Raw genomic sequence first — 16,635 nt, forward strand, 5'->3', positions numbered from 1 at the left:
CCGTGGACGATGGGGGATCAGGGCGGGCTATGAAATATGGGTTCTAGCGGACGCGTACCCCGCATGCTCTCGAAAATCGGCGTGCCCAGGTCGTCGGCGGAGAACGTGAGGCTGTCCACGCGCCGCCAGTGCAGCGCATTGGCCACCTCGACAACCTGGATCAATAATCGGTCGCGTTGATTGGATTCCACCAGGCTCGCCTGCCAGGCCGACATGGCGAGGGCCACGACCAGCAGGATGATACCCATGAAGACCACCAGCAACCCTGGCCGAATCACATGAGTGGGATCAGAATCCTTGACGGTCGCTCCCGGAATCAGACGGGGCGAGGAACCGGAATGGGCCATGCTAGTACAGCCCGAAGCGGGCCAACGGACTCAACACATCCGTCGCGCGGGGGTATGCAAGGCAATCAAGGGGGGTGCTGGAGGGTAACCCGGCATCAAGGCGCTCAAACCGACGAAGAGGGAGATGCGGGGCCGTAGGGGCAGACATATCAGAAACACAAAAAGGTAGAGGGGGCAGGTGAACCCAGGCGGGGGACTGGCCTCTGCAAGTCACCATCCCGCGCCGAAGGATACACCAAACCCCCTCTACCTGCACCGTTACCTCAAAGAGGCGACGGTAAAGACCTTAGTAGAAAGGTCTCCACAGGAACACCAGGAAGTGGGCAGCAGCCGCCAGCACCATGAACACGGTGAAGGTGGTCTTGAACTGCTCGTGGAATTCCTTGGCTTGTTCTTCGGTCAGACCGGAGATGCTGTCATTCATTGGGAAAGCCCTCTAACGTGTAATCAAGAAGTCGGTCGGATTCAGAGGAATCCAGACTTACTCGGAAACTTCCGCAGACGCATCATAGGTCAGCGGGTTGTAGTTGTCATTGGAGTACACGAAAGCGTGCACAGCCAGAGCAACAACCAGAACCGTGATCAGAATGGGCATCAACCAGGTGCCGGGGTTAACCACCAGCCACAGCTTCCAGTCGTCTCTGGGGTTGCTTGGCTTGCTCGGTCTGTATTCGCTCATAGATAAAGCCCTCTTGGTTTAAGACCAGGCCCCTGTGGAGGCCAGGATGTTTTCAACCGCCACATGTCAGACATGTAGCCAAGGTTGACACTTGAATCAGATTCGGTCGACTCCGGCACAAAAGGCCGGAACACTCCCTGAACAGTCTTTTTTTAACTTATTGCCTGGCAGGGTATTTCTGATCCAAAAACCCCTGCTTCGGTCTGGTTGTAAGTCTACGTTGACAGGATTAAATGTCAAGCTGGCCTACCACTCCTGGATGAGTGAACAGAAGAGCCCGGAACTTCCTTAATAAAGCAAAACAAACAGCAACTTAAAAAACCATCATGGCACTCGAAGGGTAGCCACCCAGGCCATGCCCACACGAGTGGCTGCCATTTTTCTGATCCAGATCATCATTTGTCACTCGGACGGCGCTCCCCAACACAGGAGGTCAGACCTGCAACAAAAAAGGGGCGCCACGGCTTCCCACCGCGACGCCCCTCACCCCATCGCCATCAAGTGCTGGGGAAGTCCGGCATGCCGAAACGCGCATCCCCCGTACCGTGGCGCGGCCCGCCCTCTCGCAGCAGCGGAATCATGACCACCAATGCTGCCAGGAGGATGCCGATCTCCAGGTAATACACCGCCAGATAACCCGTCGCTGGCGATGCCAGGGTCTCCCCGAGCAGCCCACCGCCGGTGATAAGGCCCACAAGGTCGCGGATGATGCCTCCAAGGGCAATGGCTCCCCCAGCGGCCGTGGCCTGCACCGCCCCCCATGCGCCCACGGCCATACCGCTTTGCTGGTCGCGTGCAAAGGCCATCATGGCCAGCAGGGTGGAGACAGCAAACAACCCCCCCCCAAAGCCGATCAGGCCCGTGCCGAGGCGGAAGATCAGGGTGGACTGCAAGGGCACCGCCAGCACCACGATGATGAAGGCCACCACGCCGATGACGGCACCGATGGCGCCCACCCGGTAGGGGTCACCCCCACGGGTGAGCACGTAGCCAGCCAGGGAGAAGGCCATGAGCATCCCCATGGCCCACAGGGCCGTGAGCGTGGTGGTGGCAGCCACCGACATGCCCAGGATCTCGCCTCCATAGGGCTCGAGCAGGATGTCCTGCATGTTGAAGCCGGCGGTTCCCAGAGCAATCACCACCAGCAGTCGGCGCACGTGCCCCACGGAGGCGAGGGCACGCCAGGCTTCCATGAATGGCACCCCCGGCTCATGGCGGGCCTTGGCTCGATCCTGATCGATCGCTTCCTGTTTCCACAAGGCGAACAGGTTCACCACAATGGTGACCACGGCCACGCCCTGCAGCACCTCGATCAGGCGACCAGGGCTGTAATCGGTGAGCAGCCAGCCAAATACACTCGAGGCCAGGACCATGCCCAAAAGCAGGATCACGTAGAGCAACGCCACCACACGGGGCCGCTGCTCAGGGGCCGCCAGATCCGTGGCCAGGGCCAGGCCAGCCGTCTGCGTGGTATGCAGGCCTGCCCCCACCAGCAGGAAAGCCAGGGCCGCCGCCATGGGGCCCAGAAAGGCCGGGCCGCTCCCGTCAGCGAGCACCAGCAAGGCAAACGGCATGATGGCGAGCCCCCCGAACTGCAGCATGGTGCCGAACCACAGATAGGGCACGCGTCGCCACCCGAAGGCAGATCGATGATTGTCGGAACGGTGGCCCAACAGGGCTCTCAAGGGGGCAAACAGCAGTGGCAGGGAGACCATCAGGGCCACCAGCCAGGCGCCGACCCCCATTTCCACCACCATGACCCGGTTCAGGGTACCGGTAAGCAGCACAATGGCCATACCCACCGATATCTGGAACAGCGCCAGACGCAACAGCCGCGGCAAGGGCAGTTCCTTGGTGGCCGCATCGGCGAACGGCAGGATCGAGGGACCCAGCCGCTTGAGGATGCCCATGAAGGCGCTCGAGGCCTTTCTATCCTTCATCGCTGATTACTCCCAATGGTCTGGTGCATGCGATTCCTCCGGCGATCATCAATCGAAGCCCAGAAAATCAAAGATATCCCGATCCTTCATCGGCGTGGCGCGCTGTGATTGCACACCATCCAGCAGACTCTGAGCCAGGCGCATGTACTCGGCCTGGGCCGTTCTCAGTTCCGGCTCGTCGTCCATCTCGAAGACGGTGGACTTTTTCAGGCGGCTGCGGCGGATCACATCCAGCAACGGGAAGTGCGCCAGGCGATTGAGACCCACGGCATTATTGAAACGGTCGATCTCATCGGTGTTTTCGCTGCGGTTGGCGATCACCCCGCCGATGCGCACCTGGTAATTCTTGGCCTTGGCCTCGATGGCCGCAGCGATACGGTTCAGCGCGAAGATGGAATCAAAATCGTTGGCAGTGACAATCAGCGCCTGATGGGCATGCTGCAATGGGGCGGCAAAGCCGCCGCAGACCACGTCGCCGAGCACATCGAAGACCACCACATCGGCGTCTTCCAGCAGATGGTGCTGCTTGAGCAGCTTGACCGTCTGGCCCACCACGTAGCCACCACACCCGGTACCCGCCGGGGGGCCTCCGGCCTCCACGCACATGACGCCGTTGTAGCCCTCGAAGACAAAATCCTCGGGGCGCAGCTCTTCCTCATGAAAGTTCACGGACTCAAGCACATCGATGACCGTGGGCACCATGGACTTGGTCAGGGTGAAGGTCGAGTCGTGCTTGGGGTCGCAGCCGATCTGGATCACCCGCTTGCCCAGTCGCGAGAAGGCGGCGGACAGGTTGGACGAGGTGGTACTCTTGCCAATGCCCCCCTTGCCATAAATGGCAAACACCTTGGCCTTGCCAATGTGCAGATTGGGGTCCATGGATACCTGTACGCTGCCCTCGCCGTCCGGCGGTGCGGGGCAGTCGTTATTGCAAGTCGAGTTCACGCCGTATTCTCCTCGGTCATACCGTCAGGACGGTCTAGGGTTCTTCACACGCGCCGGGGGCGGACCCCTGGCTTCTCGGCGTCCGGGCCCGTTCATGGGGGATGCTCAGGCTTCCAGCAGATGATTGGCCGCCCGGGCCGAGGTGAGGGAATGGATCGCGGCCAAGCGCCGGAGGTTAGCGTGCGGCATCCGCAAAAACAAGCGCACGCGCCCCCGGCGGGCTCGCTGAAATCAGCCGCCGAGTTTACGGTGAAACCAGAGGTTGCGGGCTTCGTTGACCACCAGCCAGATGATCCCGCCCCACACCATGAGGTCGGCCACATAGTAGATCAGTGCGCGTCCGTCGCCTTCCTGCCCAACCCAGGCCTTCATGCCCATGCCCAGGGTGAGGCCGCCGAAGAAGAGCAATACCGACATCACGCGATGACGCGCCACACGGTCAGTAAAGGCCATGTACTCCTGCTCGCCCCGCACCCACTCCTCGTCCACATCCTGCTCGTACTCCATACCCGGCTCCTGTTCCCTGACCTCCATGTGCTCCTGAGCCGCGATGGGTGCCCCACAGCCTGGACAGGTGGGGGCCTTGTCCGATACTTCCCGGCCGCATTCGGGACATTCAATTAACGCCATTGGTCATCCCCTTGTAAATTGAAGCGCAAATCGGGCCCCTTGCCGCCCGGGCCTGCCATGTCCCGCGTCTGATCCGGTTTGGGCCCATCACCCCGCGCATGATACAAGGCGATCAACACCGGGTGAATACTTACTCCCGGGAAGTTCATCCACGACGGCACAAGCCGCCGTTCCCATGATCCAGGGCAAGTTCATGACACACGAAGCCGAGGTTACACGCGTCTCCACCGGGCTGCCAGGCCTGGACGAAGTGATCGACTGTCTGCGCATCGGCGACAACGTGGTCTGGCGCGTGGACCATGTGGATGATTATCAACGCTTCATCGACAGCTTTGTGCAGGCAGCCGTGGCAAGGAATCGAAGCATCATCTACCTGCGTTTCGGTCACCACCCCCCGCTCGTGGAGGCCAGCCCCAACGTGCGGGTGGTCCATCTGGATGCCTTGAGTGGCTTCGAGGCCTTCACCGAACATGTCTACCGCCTGATCACCGACCATGGGCGCGGGGCCTTCTACGTATTCGACTGCCTCTCCGACCTGCTGGAGGACTGGGCCACCGACCTGATGGTGGGCAATCTGTTCCGGGTGGTCTGCCCCTATCTGTTCGAGCTGGATACCGTGGCCTATTTCGGTCTGCTCAACGATCGCCACTCTCACACCACAGTGGCACGCATCCGCGAGACCACCCAGGTGCTCATGGACATGCGCCGCACCGCAAGCGAATGCCATGTGCAACCGGTGAAGGTCTGGCGGCGCCAGTCTCCCACCATGTTCCTGCCTCACCGTCATCGGGGACACCGGTTCGAACCGGTGATCGACAGCAGCGATGCCACCCGCGTGCAAACGGCCCTGCAACCTGATCACAGCCAGGGCCCGCAACGCCAGCTGGACTACTGGGACACCCTGTTCCTGGAGGCCGCCCGGCAGCTTGAACGGCCGGATGACGAGGAAGGCCAGGCCGCCCAGGTGGAACGCCTCTGCCGGGTGCTACTGGGGCGGGATGAACGCATCCTGGGGCTGGCGCGGCGATTCTTCCGCCTCGAGGACCTGATGGCCATTCGCGCCCGGGTGATCGGTAGCGGCTACATCGGCGGCAAGGCGGCTGGCATGCTGCTGGCCCGGCGCATCCTGCTGGACACGGATACGGCCACCTGGGAGGAGCATCTGGAGCCCCATGATTCATTCTTTCTGGGCACCGATGTGTACTACTCCTTCCTGGTACACAACGGCCTGTGGCCGCTGCTCATGCGCCAGCACGAACCCGAGGGTTATTACAGCGAGGGTCGCGAGCTGCACGCGCGCATGCTCAAGGGCGAACTGCCCGAGGAAACCCGCCTGGAACTGGCCCGGATGCTGGATTATTTCGGCCAGTATCCCATCCTGGTCCGCTCCAGTAGCCTGCTGGAGGACGGCTTTGGCAACGCCTTCGCAGGCAAGTATGACAGCGTCTTCCTGGTGAACCAGGGCGCCCCCGAGGAGCGACTGGCGCGGCTGGAGGAGGCCATCCGCCAGGTCTTCGCCAGTACCATGGGCGAAGACGCCCTGGTGTATCGCCAGCAGCGTGGCCTGGACGGCATGGAGGAACCCATGGCCCTGCTGCTGCAGCGGGTGAACGGTCGCTATCACGGTCGTCATTACCTGCCCGATGCGGCCGGGGTGGGCGTGTCGCGCAATATCTTCACCTGGGATCCCCAGATGGATCCCGCCGCCGGCATGGCACGACTGGTGGTGGGCCTGGGCACGCGGGCCGTGGATCGCAATGATGACGACCACGCCTGTGTTGTCCCATTGGATCAGCCGGAGAAGCGCCCGTTTCGGGATGACGAGGATGCCATGCGCTTCTCCCAGCACCAGGCCGACACCCTGGATGTAACCGACAACGTCCTGACCAGTGTTCCCTTGCGCCAGTTGGCATCACTGGATGCGGATATGGAACGCATCCTGGGCTGGTGTGGAGAGCAGGATCGCGAGGCTGTACGGCGGGCCCGGGACCACGGACTGACTCCCCCTTGGCGGATCAGTTTTGCCCCGCTTCTCTCTCGAACCCGTTTCGTGCCACTGATGCAGCAGCTACTGGGAACGCTGGAAGCCACCTATGAGTATCCGGTGGACGTGGAATTCACGGTACACATCGGCCTTGAGGGTCAACCCTCGTTCAATCTGGTGCAGTGTCGCCCCCTTCAGACCCTGGGGCAAAACCGGCCCGTGACGGTGCCGGAAGCAGTGTCGAGTGACCGATTACTGCTGGCAACCCAGGGGCATTTCATGGGCGGCAGCATGGATCAGCCCATTCACCGGGTGATCCGCGTGGACGGCGGGCGTTACAGTGCCCTGACCTCGCACCAGAAATTCGCCGTGGCCCGCCTGGTGGGTCAGATCAACCGGGCCATGAAGAACCGGGATGACTGCCCTACCCTGTTGATCGGTCCAGGGCGCTGGGGCACCAGCACGCCTGAGCTGGGCGTGCCCATCCGGTTCGCGGACATCAGCCGCATGGCGGTCCTCATGGAGGTGGCGGAGCTGGGCGGCGGCGTGGTGCCGGACCTGTCCTATGGTTCGCATTTCTTCCAGGATCTGGTGGAATCACGCATCGCCTACGTGGCCGTGCGCCCTCACGACCGGCACACTGACTACCGCCCCGAGTGGCTGAATCGCGCGCCACGGGAGGTGATCGATGAAGATGTGCTGGATGGCCTGGATGCCGACGTACTAAGCGCCGTCACGGTGCACGACGTGACCGGGGTTGGCCTGAGGCTGTTGGCCGACGTGGTGAGTCAGCGGCTGGTGTGTTATCAGGAAGGCAAATGAGAGCCCCTCTCCCGCTTGCGGGAGAGGGGTTGGGGTGAGGGGCCGGCGTGCCCCAGGGCGTCAGATCACGCCCATGGCCATCATGGCCCGACCCACCTTCAGGAAACCGGTGATATTGGCGCCGGTCACATAGTTACCCGGGGCACCGAACTCGTCGGCAGTCTCGTAGCAGTTGCGGTGGATATCCACCATGATCTCCCGCAGGCGCTCCTCGGTGTGCTCGAAGGTCCATGAGTCGCGGCTGGCGTTCTGCTGCATCTCCAGGGCGCTGGTGGCCACGCCGCCGGCATTGGCCGCCTTGCCAGGACCGAAGGCGATGCCCGCGTCAGAGAAGATGCGCACCGCTTCCGGGGTGCAGGGCATGTTGGCGCCCTCGGCCACGACGATGCAGCCGTTCTTCACCAGGGCCTTGGCATCGTGACCATTGAGTTCGTTCTGGGTGGCACAGGGCAGCGCCACATGGCAGGGCACTTCCCAGATGTTGCCATCTTCCAGATACTTGGCGCTCTTCTTCTCCTGGGCGTAGGCGTTGATGCGGCGACGCTCCACTTCCTTGATCTGCTTGACCAGATCCAGGTCGATGCCTTCCTTGTCCACGATCACGCCGTTGGAGTCGGAACAGGCCACCACCTTGGCGCCCAGCTCCATGGCCTTCTCCATGGCGTAGATGGCCACATTGCCGGAACCGGAGACCACGCAGGTCTTGCCGTCCAGGGAATCGGAACGCACCTTGAGCATTTCGTTCGTGAAGAACACGGTGCCAAAACCCGTGGCCTCCTTGCGGGCGCGACTGCCGCCCCAGTCCAGCCCCTTGCCGGTGAACACGCCGGACTCATAGCGGTTGGTGATGCGCTTGTACTGCCCGAACAGGTAGCCGATCTCACGCTGACCCACGCCGATGTCGCCGGCGGGCACATCGGTGTATTCGCCCAGGTGGCGATACAGTTCGGTCATCATGCTCTGGCAAAAGCGCATGATCTCGGCGTCGGAACGGCCCTTGGGATCGAAGTCACTGCCACCCTTGCCACCACCGATGGGCATGCCGGTGAGAGCGTTCTTGAAGATTTGCTCAAACCCCAGGAACTTGATGATGCCCAGGTACACCGAGGGGTGAAAACGCATGCCGCCCTTGTAGGGGCCCAAAGCGCTATTGAATTCGACACGGAAGGCGCGGTTGATATGGGTCTGGCCCTTATCATCCTGCCAGGGCACCCGAAAGATGATCTGCCGCTCGGGCTCACAGCACAGCTGGATGATCTTGCGATCCGCCAGTTCAGGATACTTCACCAGCACCGGGCCGAGGGTTTCCAGTACTTCCCGCACGGCCTGGTGAAATTCCGTTTCCCCCGGGTTTCTGTGCAGCACTTCCTGATAGATGGGTTCCAGCTTTTCGTCCAGACCTGCGACCATGGGATGGCTTCTCCGCGTCATTCGATGTGTTTAAGCGGGGTATTGTAACCTTTCCCACAATTCGTTGGGTAATCCCGGTCAGACCTTGAAGCACCCCTGGCCCGCCCTATGAATCCGGGGCGGCGAGAAATTCCACGCGGTTGCGACCTGAAGACTTGGCCTGATACAGGGCCTTGTCGGCCCGCTGCAGGGCATCGTCCGGCGACATGTCCGTGGAGCATAACGGGGTCAGACCGATACTCACCGTGACCGGAATGCTCAGTCCATGGACTTTCACCGGCACCTGTTCCACCCGCGCACGCAGACGCTCAGCCAGATGCAGGGCCGCCTCGATGGCGGTATCCGGCAAGAGCACGGAAAACTCTTCCCCCCCTACCCTGCCCGGGGTGTCCGTCTTGCGCAGGCAGTCGCGCATCAGGTGGGCAAAATGCCGCAGTACCGCGTCACCCGCGGAGTGACCGTAATTATCGTTCACGGCCTTGAAGTGATCCAGATCCAGCATCATCACCACTGCCCGGTGGCCATTACGCTCCAGGCGGGCGATCTCCTCGGTGACACGAGAGAGAAAGTGCCGACGATTGGCCAGACCCGTGAGGTAGTCCGTGGTGGCCATTTCCCGGAGTTCCTGCTCCATGCGCTTGCGTTCGCTGATGTCCGTGACAGTACCCACCATGCGCAGGGGCTTGCCACCCTCATCCCGTCGCACCACCAGCCCCCGGGACAGGATCCACTTCCAGCCACCGCGGCTATCGCGCACCCGGTGCTCGCAGACAAAGTTGGGTATGCGGCCATCCAGATGCGCCCAGAGATGCTCGTTGAGATGATCAACATCATCGGGGTGCACCCGCGCCAGCCACTGCTCGTAATTGGGCATGGCACCCCCATCGTCGATACCCACGATTTCCTTGCACCGATGGGACAGGATGGCCTCGTCGGTGTCCGGATTCCAGTCCCAGACACCATCCCCGGCCCCTTCCAGGGCAAAACGCCAGCGTTCCGCACTCTCCTTCAAGGCCTCGGCATCCCGCGTGCGCTCGATGGCAATGGCCGCCAGATTGGCCTTTTCCTGAATCAAATGAATATCGCGTGCGCTGGGGCTGTGGATGTGTTCATGGTAAACGGCAAACGTCCCGAGCACCTGCCCGCGGGCCGACAGGATCGGTGCCGACCAGCAGGAGGCCAGGCCAGCCTCCTGGGCAACGGTCTTGCCCGGAGCCCAACGCGGATCCGTCTGGATATCCTCCGAGATCACCACCTTGCCGGTGGCCGCCGCATGACCGCAACTACCGACATTTTCCTGGATGGGCGTGCCGTTGACAGCGCGAGTGAAAAAGGCCGGCAGGCTCGGCGCAGAGCCCACTACCAAGGCACGATGGGCGTCGTCCGCCAGCATGATGCTGCAGCGCATGTCCGGACATTCCAGCTCCAGCTCCTTGGCCAGTACATCCAGGATGATCTGCAACTGTGCCCCCTGGGCCAGCAGTGAGAGCACATGGCTACGGGAGGCCTCCCGTTGCTCTTGCTGTTTTCGAGGGGTGATATCTGTCAGCACACCCTCGAAGACCAGAGGTTCACCCTTCTCGCTGTATTCCGCACGGTTGAAATCCTCGATCCAAATAATGTCGCCGGTCCCCGTGACCAAGCGGTACTCCTGGCGATAGCGCGGGCGTCTCAGGCGCACATGCTCCACCACCTCTGCCTGTACCCGGGCCCGATCATCGGGGTGTATGACATTCACAAACAGGGTACGACCAGAGACCAGCTCCACCGCGGACAGCCCCCAACGGGCCACGTTGCTGGAGATATACTCCACCGGCCAACCGGGCTCTGGCGCCCAGCGACACAGCACCACCGGGCTGGATTCAACCACCTTATTGGCCATTTCCAGGGCCTCCATGGCAGTGAGCCTGTCCAGGGCCACGGAAAGATCCTCGACCATCTCCACCAGGAGCGTCTCCACGGAGGGGATGAAGAAACCATGCTCGTCGGAAAAAAGGTTCACCGTACCGGTGACGGCTCCCCGCCCCCCAATGGCAAAGCGGGCCAGGGAACGTCGGCCAGCCCGGGCTGCTGAACGGGAACCCGGCACCCCCTCATCCGGACGGAGTTCATTGAGCACCAGTCGCTCGCCGTCATTCACCATCGGGTCCTTCTGCCATTCCCTGGAGCTGTGGAACGGATCCACGTCGCCCACATCCTCGCCGGCACGAACAAAAACCCGCAAGTTGCGGGTATCCGACAGGTCCCACACCCCGATCCAGCAGGCACTGAACCCACCCACCTCAACGCTGATGCGGCAGACCTCCTGCAACAGGGGTTTGAGGCCACGACTGCGAACGATGGCCTGATTGACCCGGCTGATCATGGTGTGCAGGTGCTTTTCCCGGCGGGTTTCACGGGCCACCTGCTGGACCTGCGTGAGATCCCGCAAGGTGACGATGCAGCATCGCAGGCCGCCCCTGGCATCGCGCACTGCACGTAGATGGATACCCGCATACACCACATGGCCATCCCGATGCAGGAAGCGCTTTTCTCCCGCATGGGCCTCCGCCCCGCCCGTGCACAATTTCTGGAAGGTCTGCCGGTCAAACGCGGGATCCGATGGATCGGAGATCTCCTCCCATGACCGCTCAAGCAGCGCGCTGCGCTCGTAACCCAGGATTTCGCATAACCGGTCGTTCACCTCGCGCCAGCGGAGATCCACCGGGTCCAGGATGGCCATGCCCATCACGTGCAGGTCATAAAAATGCCGCAGCAGACCGTTGGTCTGGGAATCCAGGGGGCGGTTGCGCAGGCGTTCTGCGAGCAAAAACACGAACCGGTACGGTTCGCCGTCGCCCCCGGGCTCACATGCCACTTGCAGATCTACCCGGAAACTGCGGCCGGCAGTGTCCACACAGGCCACATCCTGGGCGAGAGAAGCCCCGTGTTCCGTAGCCTCAAGGAAGAGATTCTCGAATAATTCGGGCTCGCCAGGGGCCACCAGTTCCCTCAGGTGCAGACGTCCTCGCATCCCCTGACCGGGGCGCTCATTGAGCCGCAGCAGGCTCCCGGCCATGTCGTTGAGATCCAGGATGATCCCGTTACGATCCGAGTGAATGGTGGCAAGCGGCACCCCGGGTGTGAAAGGCGCAGCTCCCACGCCCGGGGCATCCACCAACCACGGTGTTGTCCTATCCTGTGACATTAAGACCCGCCCGGCCTTGACAAGGGGACGACCCCCTTCGTCATTCGACCATAGCATCGCTGCAATGTCCCTGAGGAGATCTGAGACCATCATCCAGATGACCGGAATGATTACAGGGCGTCAATGGTTTGTAGCCGCCACACAAAGTCTTACTCGCCTCCCCTCACCGCCCGAAGGCTGCGGCCCTCATCGGCTTCCAGTACCAGGGCTCCATCTTCATCAAAATGGTGTTGCCGCACCGACTCCAGTAACTGCATGAAGGAAATTTCCTGCTCCATGAGAGGCTCAGAGCAGGCCATTCGGGTACTGGCCAAGGGACCCACCTCCATGGTTTCCCCAGTCAGCTGATAAGAGCCCATATAGCGATTGCAGGAAGCGAGCCCCGCCAACCGCTCACCGGGCAGGAAAGCGAGCGTGGCGCTTGAGTCTTCCAGCAGGGGCGCGTCATCCATGCTCACCACCTGCCACTCATCACCCACGAGCAGATCATGCGGGTCACCCCCGCACCCTTTCACCTCGGTGTCGCCCCAGGTAAGGCTGACCTGATCCGGATAGCTCATGCCACTCATGCTATCCCGGCAAAGCCCTGACTCGATGCGAATCTCCAGGGAGCCTTCATCCGTGGGGGCCGCGTAGAGCACGCCTGAATCATCCCTGACGGCTTCGGGGGTGGCCAGGGTGAGTTCCCGCTGGCCATAGTCCATGGAGATCTCCAGCGTGTCCGGTCCGATCTGCACCAGCCAGCCGGGCTCATTGCCCTGGGCGCGATAGGTCGGTGCCTGGGCCATCTGGCAGTCCAGCCGTGTTTCATCATCCAGCGTGAGTACAGCCTCATCTCCCCGGTTCCAGAAGGAGACGGTATCGCCATTCACCGTGCCCGCGTAAAGGGCACCAGAGGCAGCGGGCTCGGCTTGAAAGTGGTGAACATGGTTATCCATGACCAGCTCGAGGGTTTCCCCCCTGAGGCGAGTGATCACGGGTATGCCTCCGCAATCCCAGAGCACACTGCCAAGCCGGGCCGGGTCCGGGTCCATGCTGCCCCCGGCCAGCGCGGCGCGATCTTCTTCTGAGCTACAGCCCACCAGGGCCAAAAGGGATGTGGCGGCAACGCCGACCAGGAACTGCTTGTTCATTGAGATGCTCCATCCAGGGCAATAGCTTCCTATCATACTCGGTGAGCGAGGGAAGCCAATGGGAATGCGGTCACGCGATGGAGGATACAGAACGAAAAAGGCCCGGATGCCATTGCTGGTCATCCGGGCCTTGATCTTGAAGATGGCGTCCCCACGGGGATTCGAACCCCGGTCGCCGCCGTGAAAGGGCGGTGTCCTAGGCCTCTAGACGATGGGGACTAGAGAAAGCGGGCATTCTAGCAGAAAAATTTATTTTTGCTAGAACTTTTTTAAGTGTTTTTGAAAGGTCAGGACAAGGCCCTTCAAAACCACTCTCTCGGGTAAAACTCAGTCCCTGGGCCCCGTTAAAACAACGGTGACCAGTCCAGTGAAGACCAACAGGAAACTGATCGGTACCAACGAGAGAAAATACTTTGCCAGTTCATCGTAACCGGTGAACAAGGCGGTAAAACCGGTGATCAGGCTGATCAAGCAGACCAGCGTTCCGACGAGCATCGAGATCTTGCCTAATCGATACATGCCGGAGCTTCCTGATCACCGGGTGAAGCATTTGGTGGAGCCAGGCGGGATCGAACCGCCGACCTCTTGCATGCCATGCAAGCGCTCTCCCAGCTGAGCTATGGCCCCGAAGGAGGTGCGTATATTACGGGTCGTTTCAGGTGTTGTCAACAGTTTGTGACTCAATCCATTCAACGGCCTTCTTGATACGCCTGAGGGTACGTTCCCGACCAAGCAGATACAGCGTCTGATCGATGGAGGGAGATACGGAACCCCCGGTTGCCGCCACCCGAAGGGGCTGTGCAACCTTGCCCAATTTTAACTCCAAACGTTCCGCAACACCACCCACTGCCAGATGAATCGGTTCCGGCTCCCATTCGGCCAGGGCCTCCAGGGCGCCATGCAGGGCCTGCAGCACCGGGGCGGCCTCGGGCTTGAGGTTCTTGCGGGCCGCCTTGTCGTCGTATTCGTCGAAGTCCTGGTAGAAGTACACGCTGGCATCCGCCATCTCCACCAGGGTCTTGGCGCGGTCACGCTGCACGTCCACCACGTCCCGCAGTGGCGGGTGACCCGACGGGTCCACGTTGCGCTGCCCCATGTGCCAGGAAAGCTGACGGGCAACGTAATCGTGATTCAGGGTCTTGATGTAGTGCTGATTGAGCCACAGCAGCTTTTCCGGATTGATGGCGGAGGCCGAGTGGTTCACATCATCGATATCGAACAACTCGATGAGTTCGTCCAGGGTGAAGATCTCCTGATCCCCGTGGGACCAGCCCAGGCGCACCAGATAGTTGATCAGGGCCTCGGGCAGGAAACCATCGTCCCGGTACTGCATCACGCTGACCGCCCCATGGCGCTTGGAGAGCTTGGCACCATCCGGCCCCAGGATCATGGGCAGGTGGGCGTAACGCGGAGGCTCCACACCCAGGGCCTTGAGGATGTTGATCTGCCGGGGGGTGTTGTTCAGGTGATCGTCCCCGCGGATCACGTGAGTGATCTGCATGTCCCAGTCATCCACCACCACGGTGAGGTTGTAGGTGGGGGTGCCGTCGGAACGGGCAATGATCAGGTCGTCCAGTTCGCTGTTCTGGAAGGTCACGCGGCCACGCACCATGTCATCCACGGTGGTCACGCCCTCCACCGGATTCTTGAAGCGAATCACCGGTTCGACGCCTTCGCGGGGCTCCTTGCGTATCCGGCAGCGCCCGTCGTAGCGGGGCTTTTGCTTGCGCGCCATCTGTTCCTCACGCATGGCGTCCACTTCTTCCCGGGTGCAGTAACAGCGATAGGCGTGGCCTTCGTCCATCAGGCGTTCCACCACCTCCTTGTAACGATCGAATCGCTCGGTCTGGTAGAAGGGGCCCTCGTCATACTCCAGGCCCAGCCAGTTCATGCCCTCCAGGATGGCGTTCACCGATTCCGCATTGGATCGAGCCAGGTCGGTATCCTCGACACGCAGCACGAATTCACCGCCGTGCTTGCGCGCATACAGCCAGGAGAACAACGCCGTACGGGCGCCACCGATATGGAGATAACCTGTCGGGCTCGGGGCGAAACGGGTGCGAACTTTCATGGAGTCCCTCGGTTCTGGGGTTAGCTATCAAGCCGCATAGAGTAGCAGAGGGCTCGGGTGGCTTCACCATGGCCACCTGCCCCGGATCAAGTTTCGACCCGGGGCGGTCTCAGATCATCAGGACCACCGCCACCAGAACACCCGTCTCCACCAGTTCCGCCAGGGCGCCTGCGGTATCCCCCGTGGTGCCGCCGATGCGGTGACGCATCCAGGCACGACCGAGGATGAACACCAGGCCGGCACCCACCAGGGCCCATGCCCCCACCCAGCCCAGGCCCAGCAATAGCGGCACCGCCAGCACAGACACGCCCACCAGGACCGTGACCACCCACGCCGCCGACCGGGGAAAATGTTCAGCCAGCAGACTGCCCATGCCGCCGGGGCGTACATAGTCGGTGGTCAAGAACAGCAGCGGCAGGGCGGCCCGCCCCAGCAGGGGCGCCAGGACCAGGGCCATCCAGCCCCCCTGCCCCAGCAGCGCCAGCAATTCCAGCACCGCGGCAAACTTGACCAGCAGCACCAGGATCAGGGCCGTCACCCCGGCAGGGCCACAGCGCGGGTCCTTCATGATCTCCAGGGTGCGTTCCCGGTCCCCCAGCCCGCCGATCCAGGCATCGGCGGTATCGGCCAGCCCATCCATGTGCATCAACCCGGTGAGCACCACCCAGGCAACGATGATCAATGCCGCCGCCAGCACCCCCTCGCCCAGCAACCAGGCCAGGCCCGCCAGGCACAGCCCCATGAGCAGCCCCACCAAGGGATAGTGCAACAATGACTGCCCCACCTGCCGGTCGGTGGGATTGTTCCAGGACACGGGGAAACGGGTAAGAAAACGCAGGGCCACCAGAAACGGCTTCATGACGGATCTCCAGATTCGACTTCCATGTCCACCGCCCCCAGGGCGCTGACCGCGCTCACGCCCCCGCCCTCCTGCACATGAATGCGGTAGACACAGGCATGGGGCACGTCCAGTTTCAGCAGATCCGACAGGGGACGCTGCTGCGCATGGAGCAGGATCAGCCGGATCACCCCGCCATGGGTAACCAGCAATTGCGGACCGGCCGCGACCCTCGCCAGGGCCTCCTCCCAGGCTTGCAAAACCCGCTCGCGGAAATCCACCAGGGGTTCGGCCCCCGGTGGAATGTGGTTCAGCGGATCCTGCCAGAATTTCCCCAGGGCCTCGGGCTCACTCTCCATGAGATCCGCCGCAGTGCGCCCCTCCCAGGTACCGAAATGCATCTCCCGCAGCCGGGACTCCTCCTGGAGCGGTATGCCCGCGTCCCGGGACCAGTCCCGCGCCGGCGCCAGACAGCGCCGCAGGGGGGAACTGATGATCTGCTGCCAGGGGCCGTGCCGATCATGGCCAGCCTGCATCCGGGCCCGGCCCAGATCCGTGAGGGCATCATCCAGACTGCCGCGAAAGGCGAAACCACCTGTGGTCTCACCGTGACGCATGAGGTCGATATGAAAAGAAGAAGACGACACGC

14 protein-coding genes, 2 tRNA genes and 1 pseudogene are annotated in these 16,635 nt (G+C 62.0%); 1 reads left to right on the forward strand and 16 read right to left on the reverse strand.

All coding sequences use genetic code 11. The annotated features are described in order from the left end of the window. Positions 1–17: 17 nt before the first annotated feature. The 7 genes and pseudogenes from ECTOBSL9_RS00085 to ECTOBSL9_RS17775 all read right to left on the reverse strand — a co-directional run. Positions 18–347 (reverse strand): hypothetical protein, encoded by a 330-nt coding sequence (locus tag ECTOBSL9_RS00085; RefSeq protein WP_156500002.1) that lies wholly within the window; start codon positions 345–347, stop codon positions 18–20. Positions 348–633: 286 nt separating this feature from the next. Then, entirely contained in the window at positions 634–771 is a 138-nt protein-coding gene (gene pufB, locus ECTOBSL9_RS00090; RefSeq protein WP_025282074.1) for a light-harvesting antenna LH1, beta subunit, read from the reverse strand. A 57-nt stretch (positions 772–828) separates the two neighbouring features. Then, positions 829–1,026, reverse strand: coding sequence for a light-harvesting antenna LH1, alpha subunit (pufA, locus tag ECTOBSL9_RS00095; protein WP_025282075.1), 198 nt, complete (start codon positions 1,024–1,026; stop codon positions 829–831). Positions 1,027–1,523: 497 nt separating this feature from the next. Then, positions 1,524–2,966, reverse strand: coding sequence for a BCD family MFS transporter (locus ECTOBSL9_RS00100; protein ID WP_063463350.1), 1,443 nt, complete (start codon positions 2,964–2,966; stop codon positions 1,524–1,526). 48 nt (positions 2,967–3,014) lie between these two features. Further along, positions 3,015–3,845, reverse strand: coding sequence for a ferredoxin:protochlorophyllide reductase (ATP-dependent) iron-sulfur ATP-binding protein (bchL, locus tag ECTOBSL9_RS00105; protein ID WP_238624500.1), 831 nt, complete (start codon positions 3,843–3,845; stop codon positions 3,015–3,017). A gap of 297 nt (positions 3,846–4,142) precedes the next feature. Beyond that, on the reverse strand, positions 4,143–4,445 hold the full coding sequence (locus ECTOBSL9_RS00110) for a hypothetical protein (RefSeq protein WP_063463351.1): 303 nt from the start codon (positions 4,443–4,445) through the stop codon (positions 4,143–4,145). A gap of 45 nt (positions 4,446–4,490) precedes the next feature. Next, positions 4,491–4,541: pseudogene (locus ECTOBSL9_RS17775) on the reverse strand (hypothetical protein); the annotation flags it as partial. Between the two features lie 193 nt (positions 4,542–4,734). On the opposite strand from ECTOBSL9_RS17775, the gene ECTOBSL9_RS00115 reads away from it, so the two are divergent. Then, positions 4,735–7,347: a PEP/pyruvate-binding domain-containing protein gene (locus ECTOBSL9_RS00115; protein ID WP_156500003.1), complete on the forward strand. Its 2,613-nt coding sequence runs from the start codon at positions 4,735–4,737 to the stop codon at positions 7,345–7,347. A gap of 60 nt (positions 7,348–7,407) precedes the next feature. On the opposite strand, the gene gdhA is transcribed toward ECTOBSL9_RS00115, so the two are convergent. The 9 genes from gdhA to ECTOBSL9_RS00160 all read right to left on the reverse strand — a co-directional run bounded on the left by gdhA (position 7,408) and on the right by ECTOBSL9_RS00160 (position 16,633). After that, a complete protein-coding gene (gene gdhA, locus ECTOBSL9_RS00120; protein ID WP_063463353.1) occupies positions 7,408–8,757 on the reverse strand; it encodes an NADP-specific glutamate dehydrogenase in 1,350 nt (449 codons plus the stop codon). 106 nt (positions 8,758–8,863) lie between these two features. Further along, positions 8,864–11,899 (reverse strand): diguanylate cyclase, encoded by a 3,036-nt coding sequence (locus tag ECTOBSL9_RS00125; protein WP_168161510.1) that lies wholly within the window; start codon positions 11,897–11,899, stop codon positions 8,864–8,866. Between the two features lie 194 nt (positions 11,900–12,093). Continuing rightward, positions 12,094–13,077, reverse strand: coding sequence for an META domain-containing protein (locus ECTOBSL9_RS00130; protein ID WP_063463355.1), 984 nt, complete (start codon positions 13,075–13,077; stop codon positions 12,094–12,096). A 143-nt stretch (positions 13,078–13,220) separates the two neighbouring features. Continuing rightward, positions 13,221–13,296, reverse strand: a tRNA-Glu gene (locus ECTOBSL9_RS00135). Between the two features lie 108 nt (positions 13,297–13,404). Next, a complete protein-coding gene (locus tag ECTOBSL9_RS00140) occupies positions 13,405–13,596 on the reverse strand; it encodes a hypothetical protein (RefSeq protein ID WP_063463356.1) in 192 nt (63 codons plus the stop codon). Positions 13,597–13,628: 32 nt separating this feature from the next. Next, a tRNA-Ala gene (locus ECTOBSL9_RS00145) sits at positions 13,629–13,704 on the reverse strand. Positions 13,705–13,732: 28 nt separating this feature from the next. Next, positions 13,733–15,148 (reverse strand): glutamate--tRNA ligase, encoded by a 1,416-nt coding sequence (gene gltX / locus ECTOBSL9_RS00150; protein ID WP_063463357.1) that lies wholly within the window; start codon positions 15,146–15,148, stop codon positions 13,733–13,735. A gap of 109 nt (positions 15,149–15,257) precedes the next feature. Then, positions 15,258–16,007, reverse strand: a complete 750-nt coding sequence (locus ECTOBSL9_RS00155) for an adenosylcobinamide-GDP ribazoletransferase (protein WP_063463358.1) — start codon at positions 16,005–16,007, stop codon at positions 15,258–15,260. Continuing rightward, on the reverse strand, positions 16,004–16,633 hold the full coding sequence (locus ECTOBSL9_RS00160) for a histidine phosphatase family protein (RefSeq protein ID WP_240481014.1): 630 nt from the start codon (positions 16,631–16,633) through the stop codon (positions 16,004–16,006). Before ECTOBSL9_RS00160 ends, ECTOBSL9_RS00155 begins: the two co-directional genes overlap by 4 nt. Positions 16,634–16,635: the final 2 nt, after the last annotated feature.

This window comes from Ectothiorhodospira sp. BSL-9 (assembly GCF_001632845.1).
Taxonomy (GTDB): domain Bacteria; phylum Pseudomonadota; class Gammaproteobacteria; order Ectothiorhodospirales; family Ectothiorhodospiraceae; genus Ectothiorhodospira.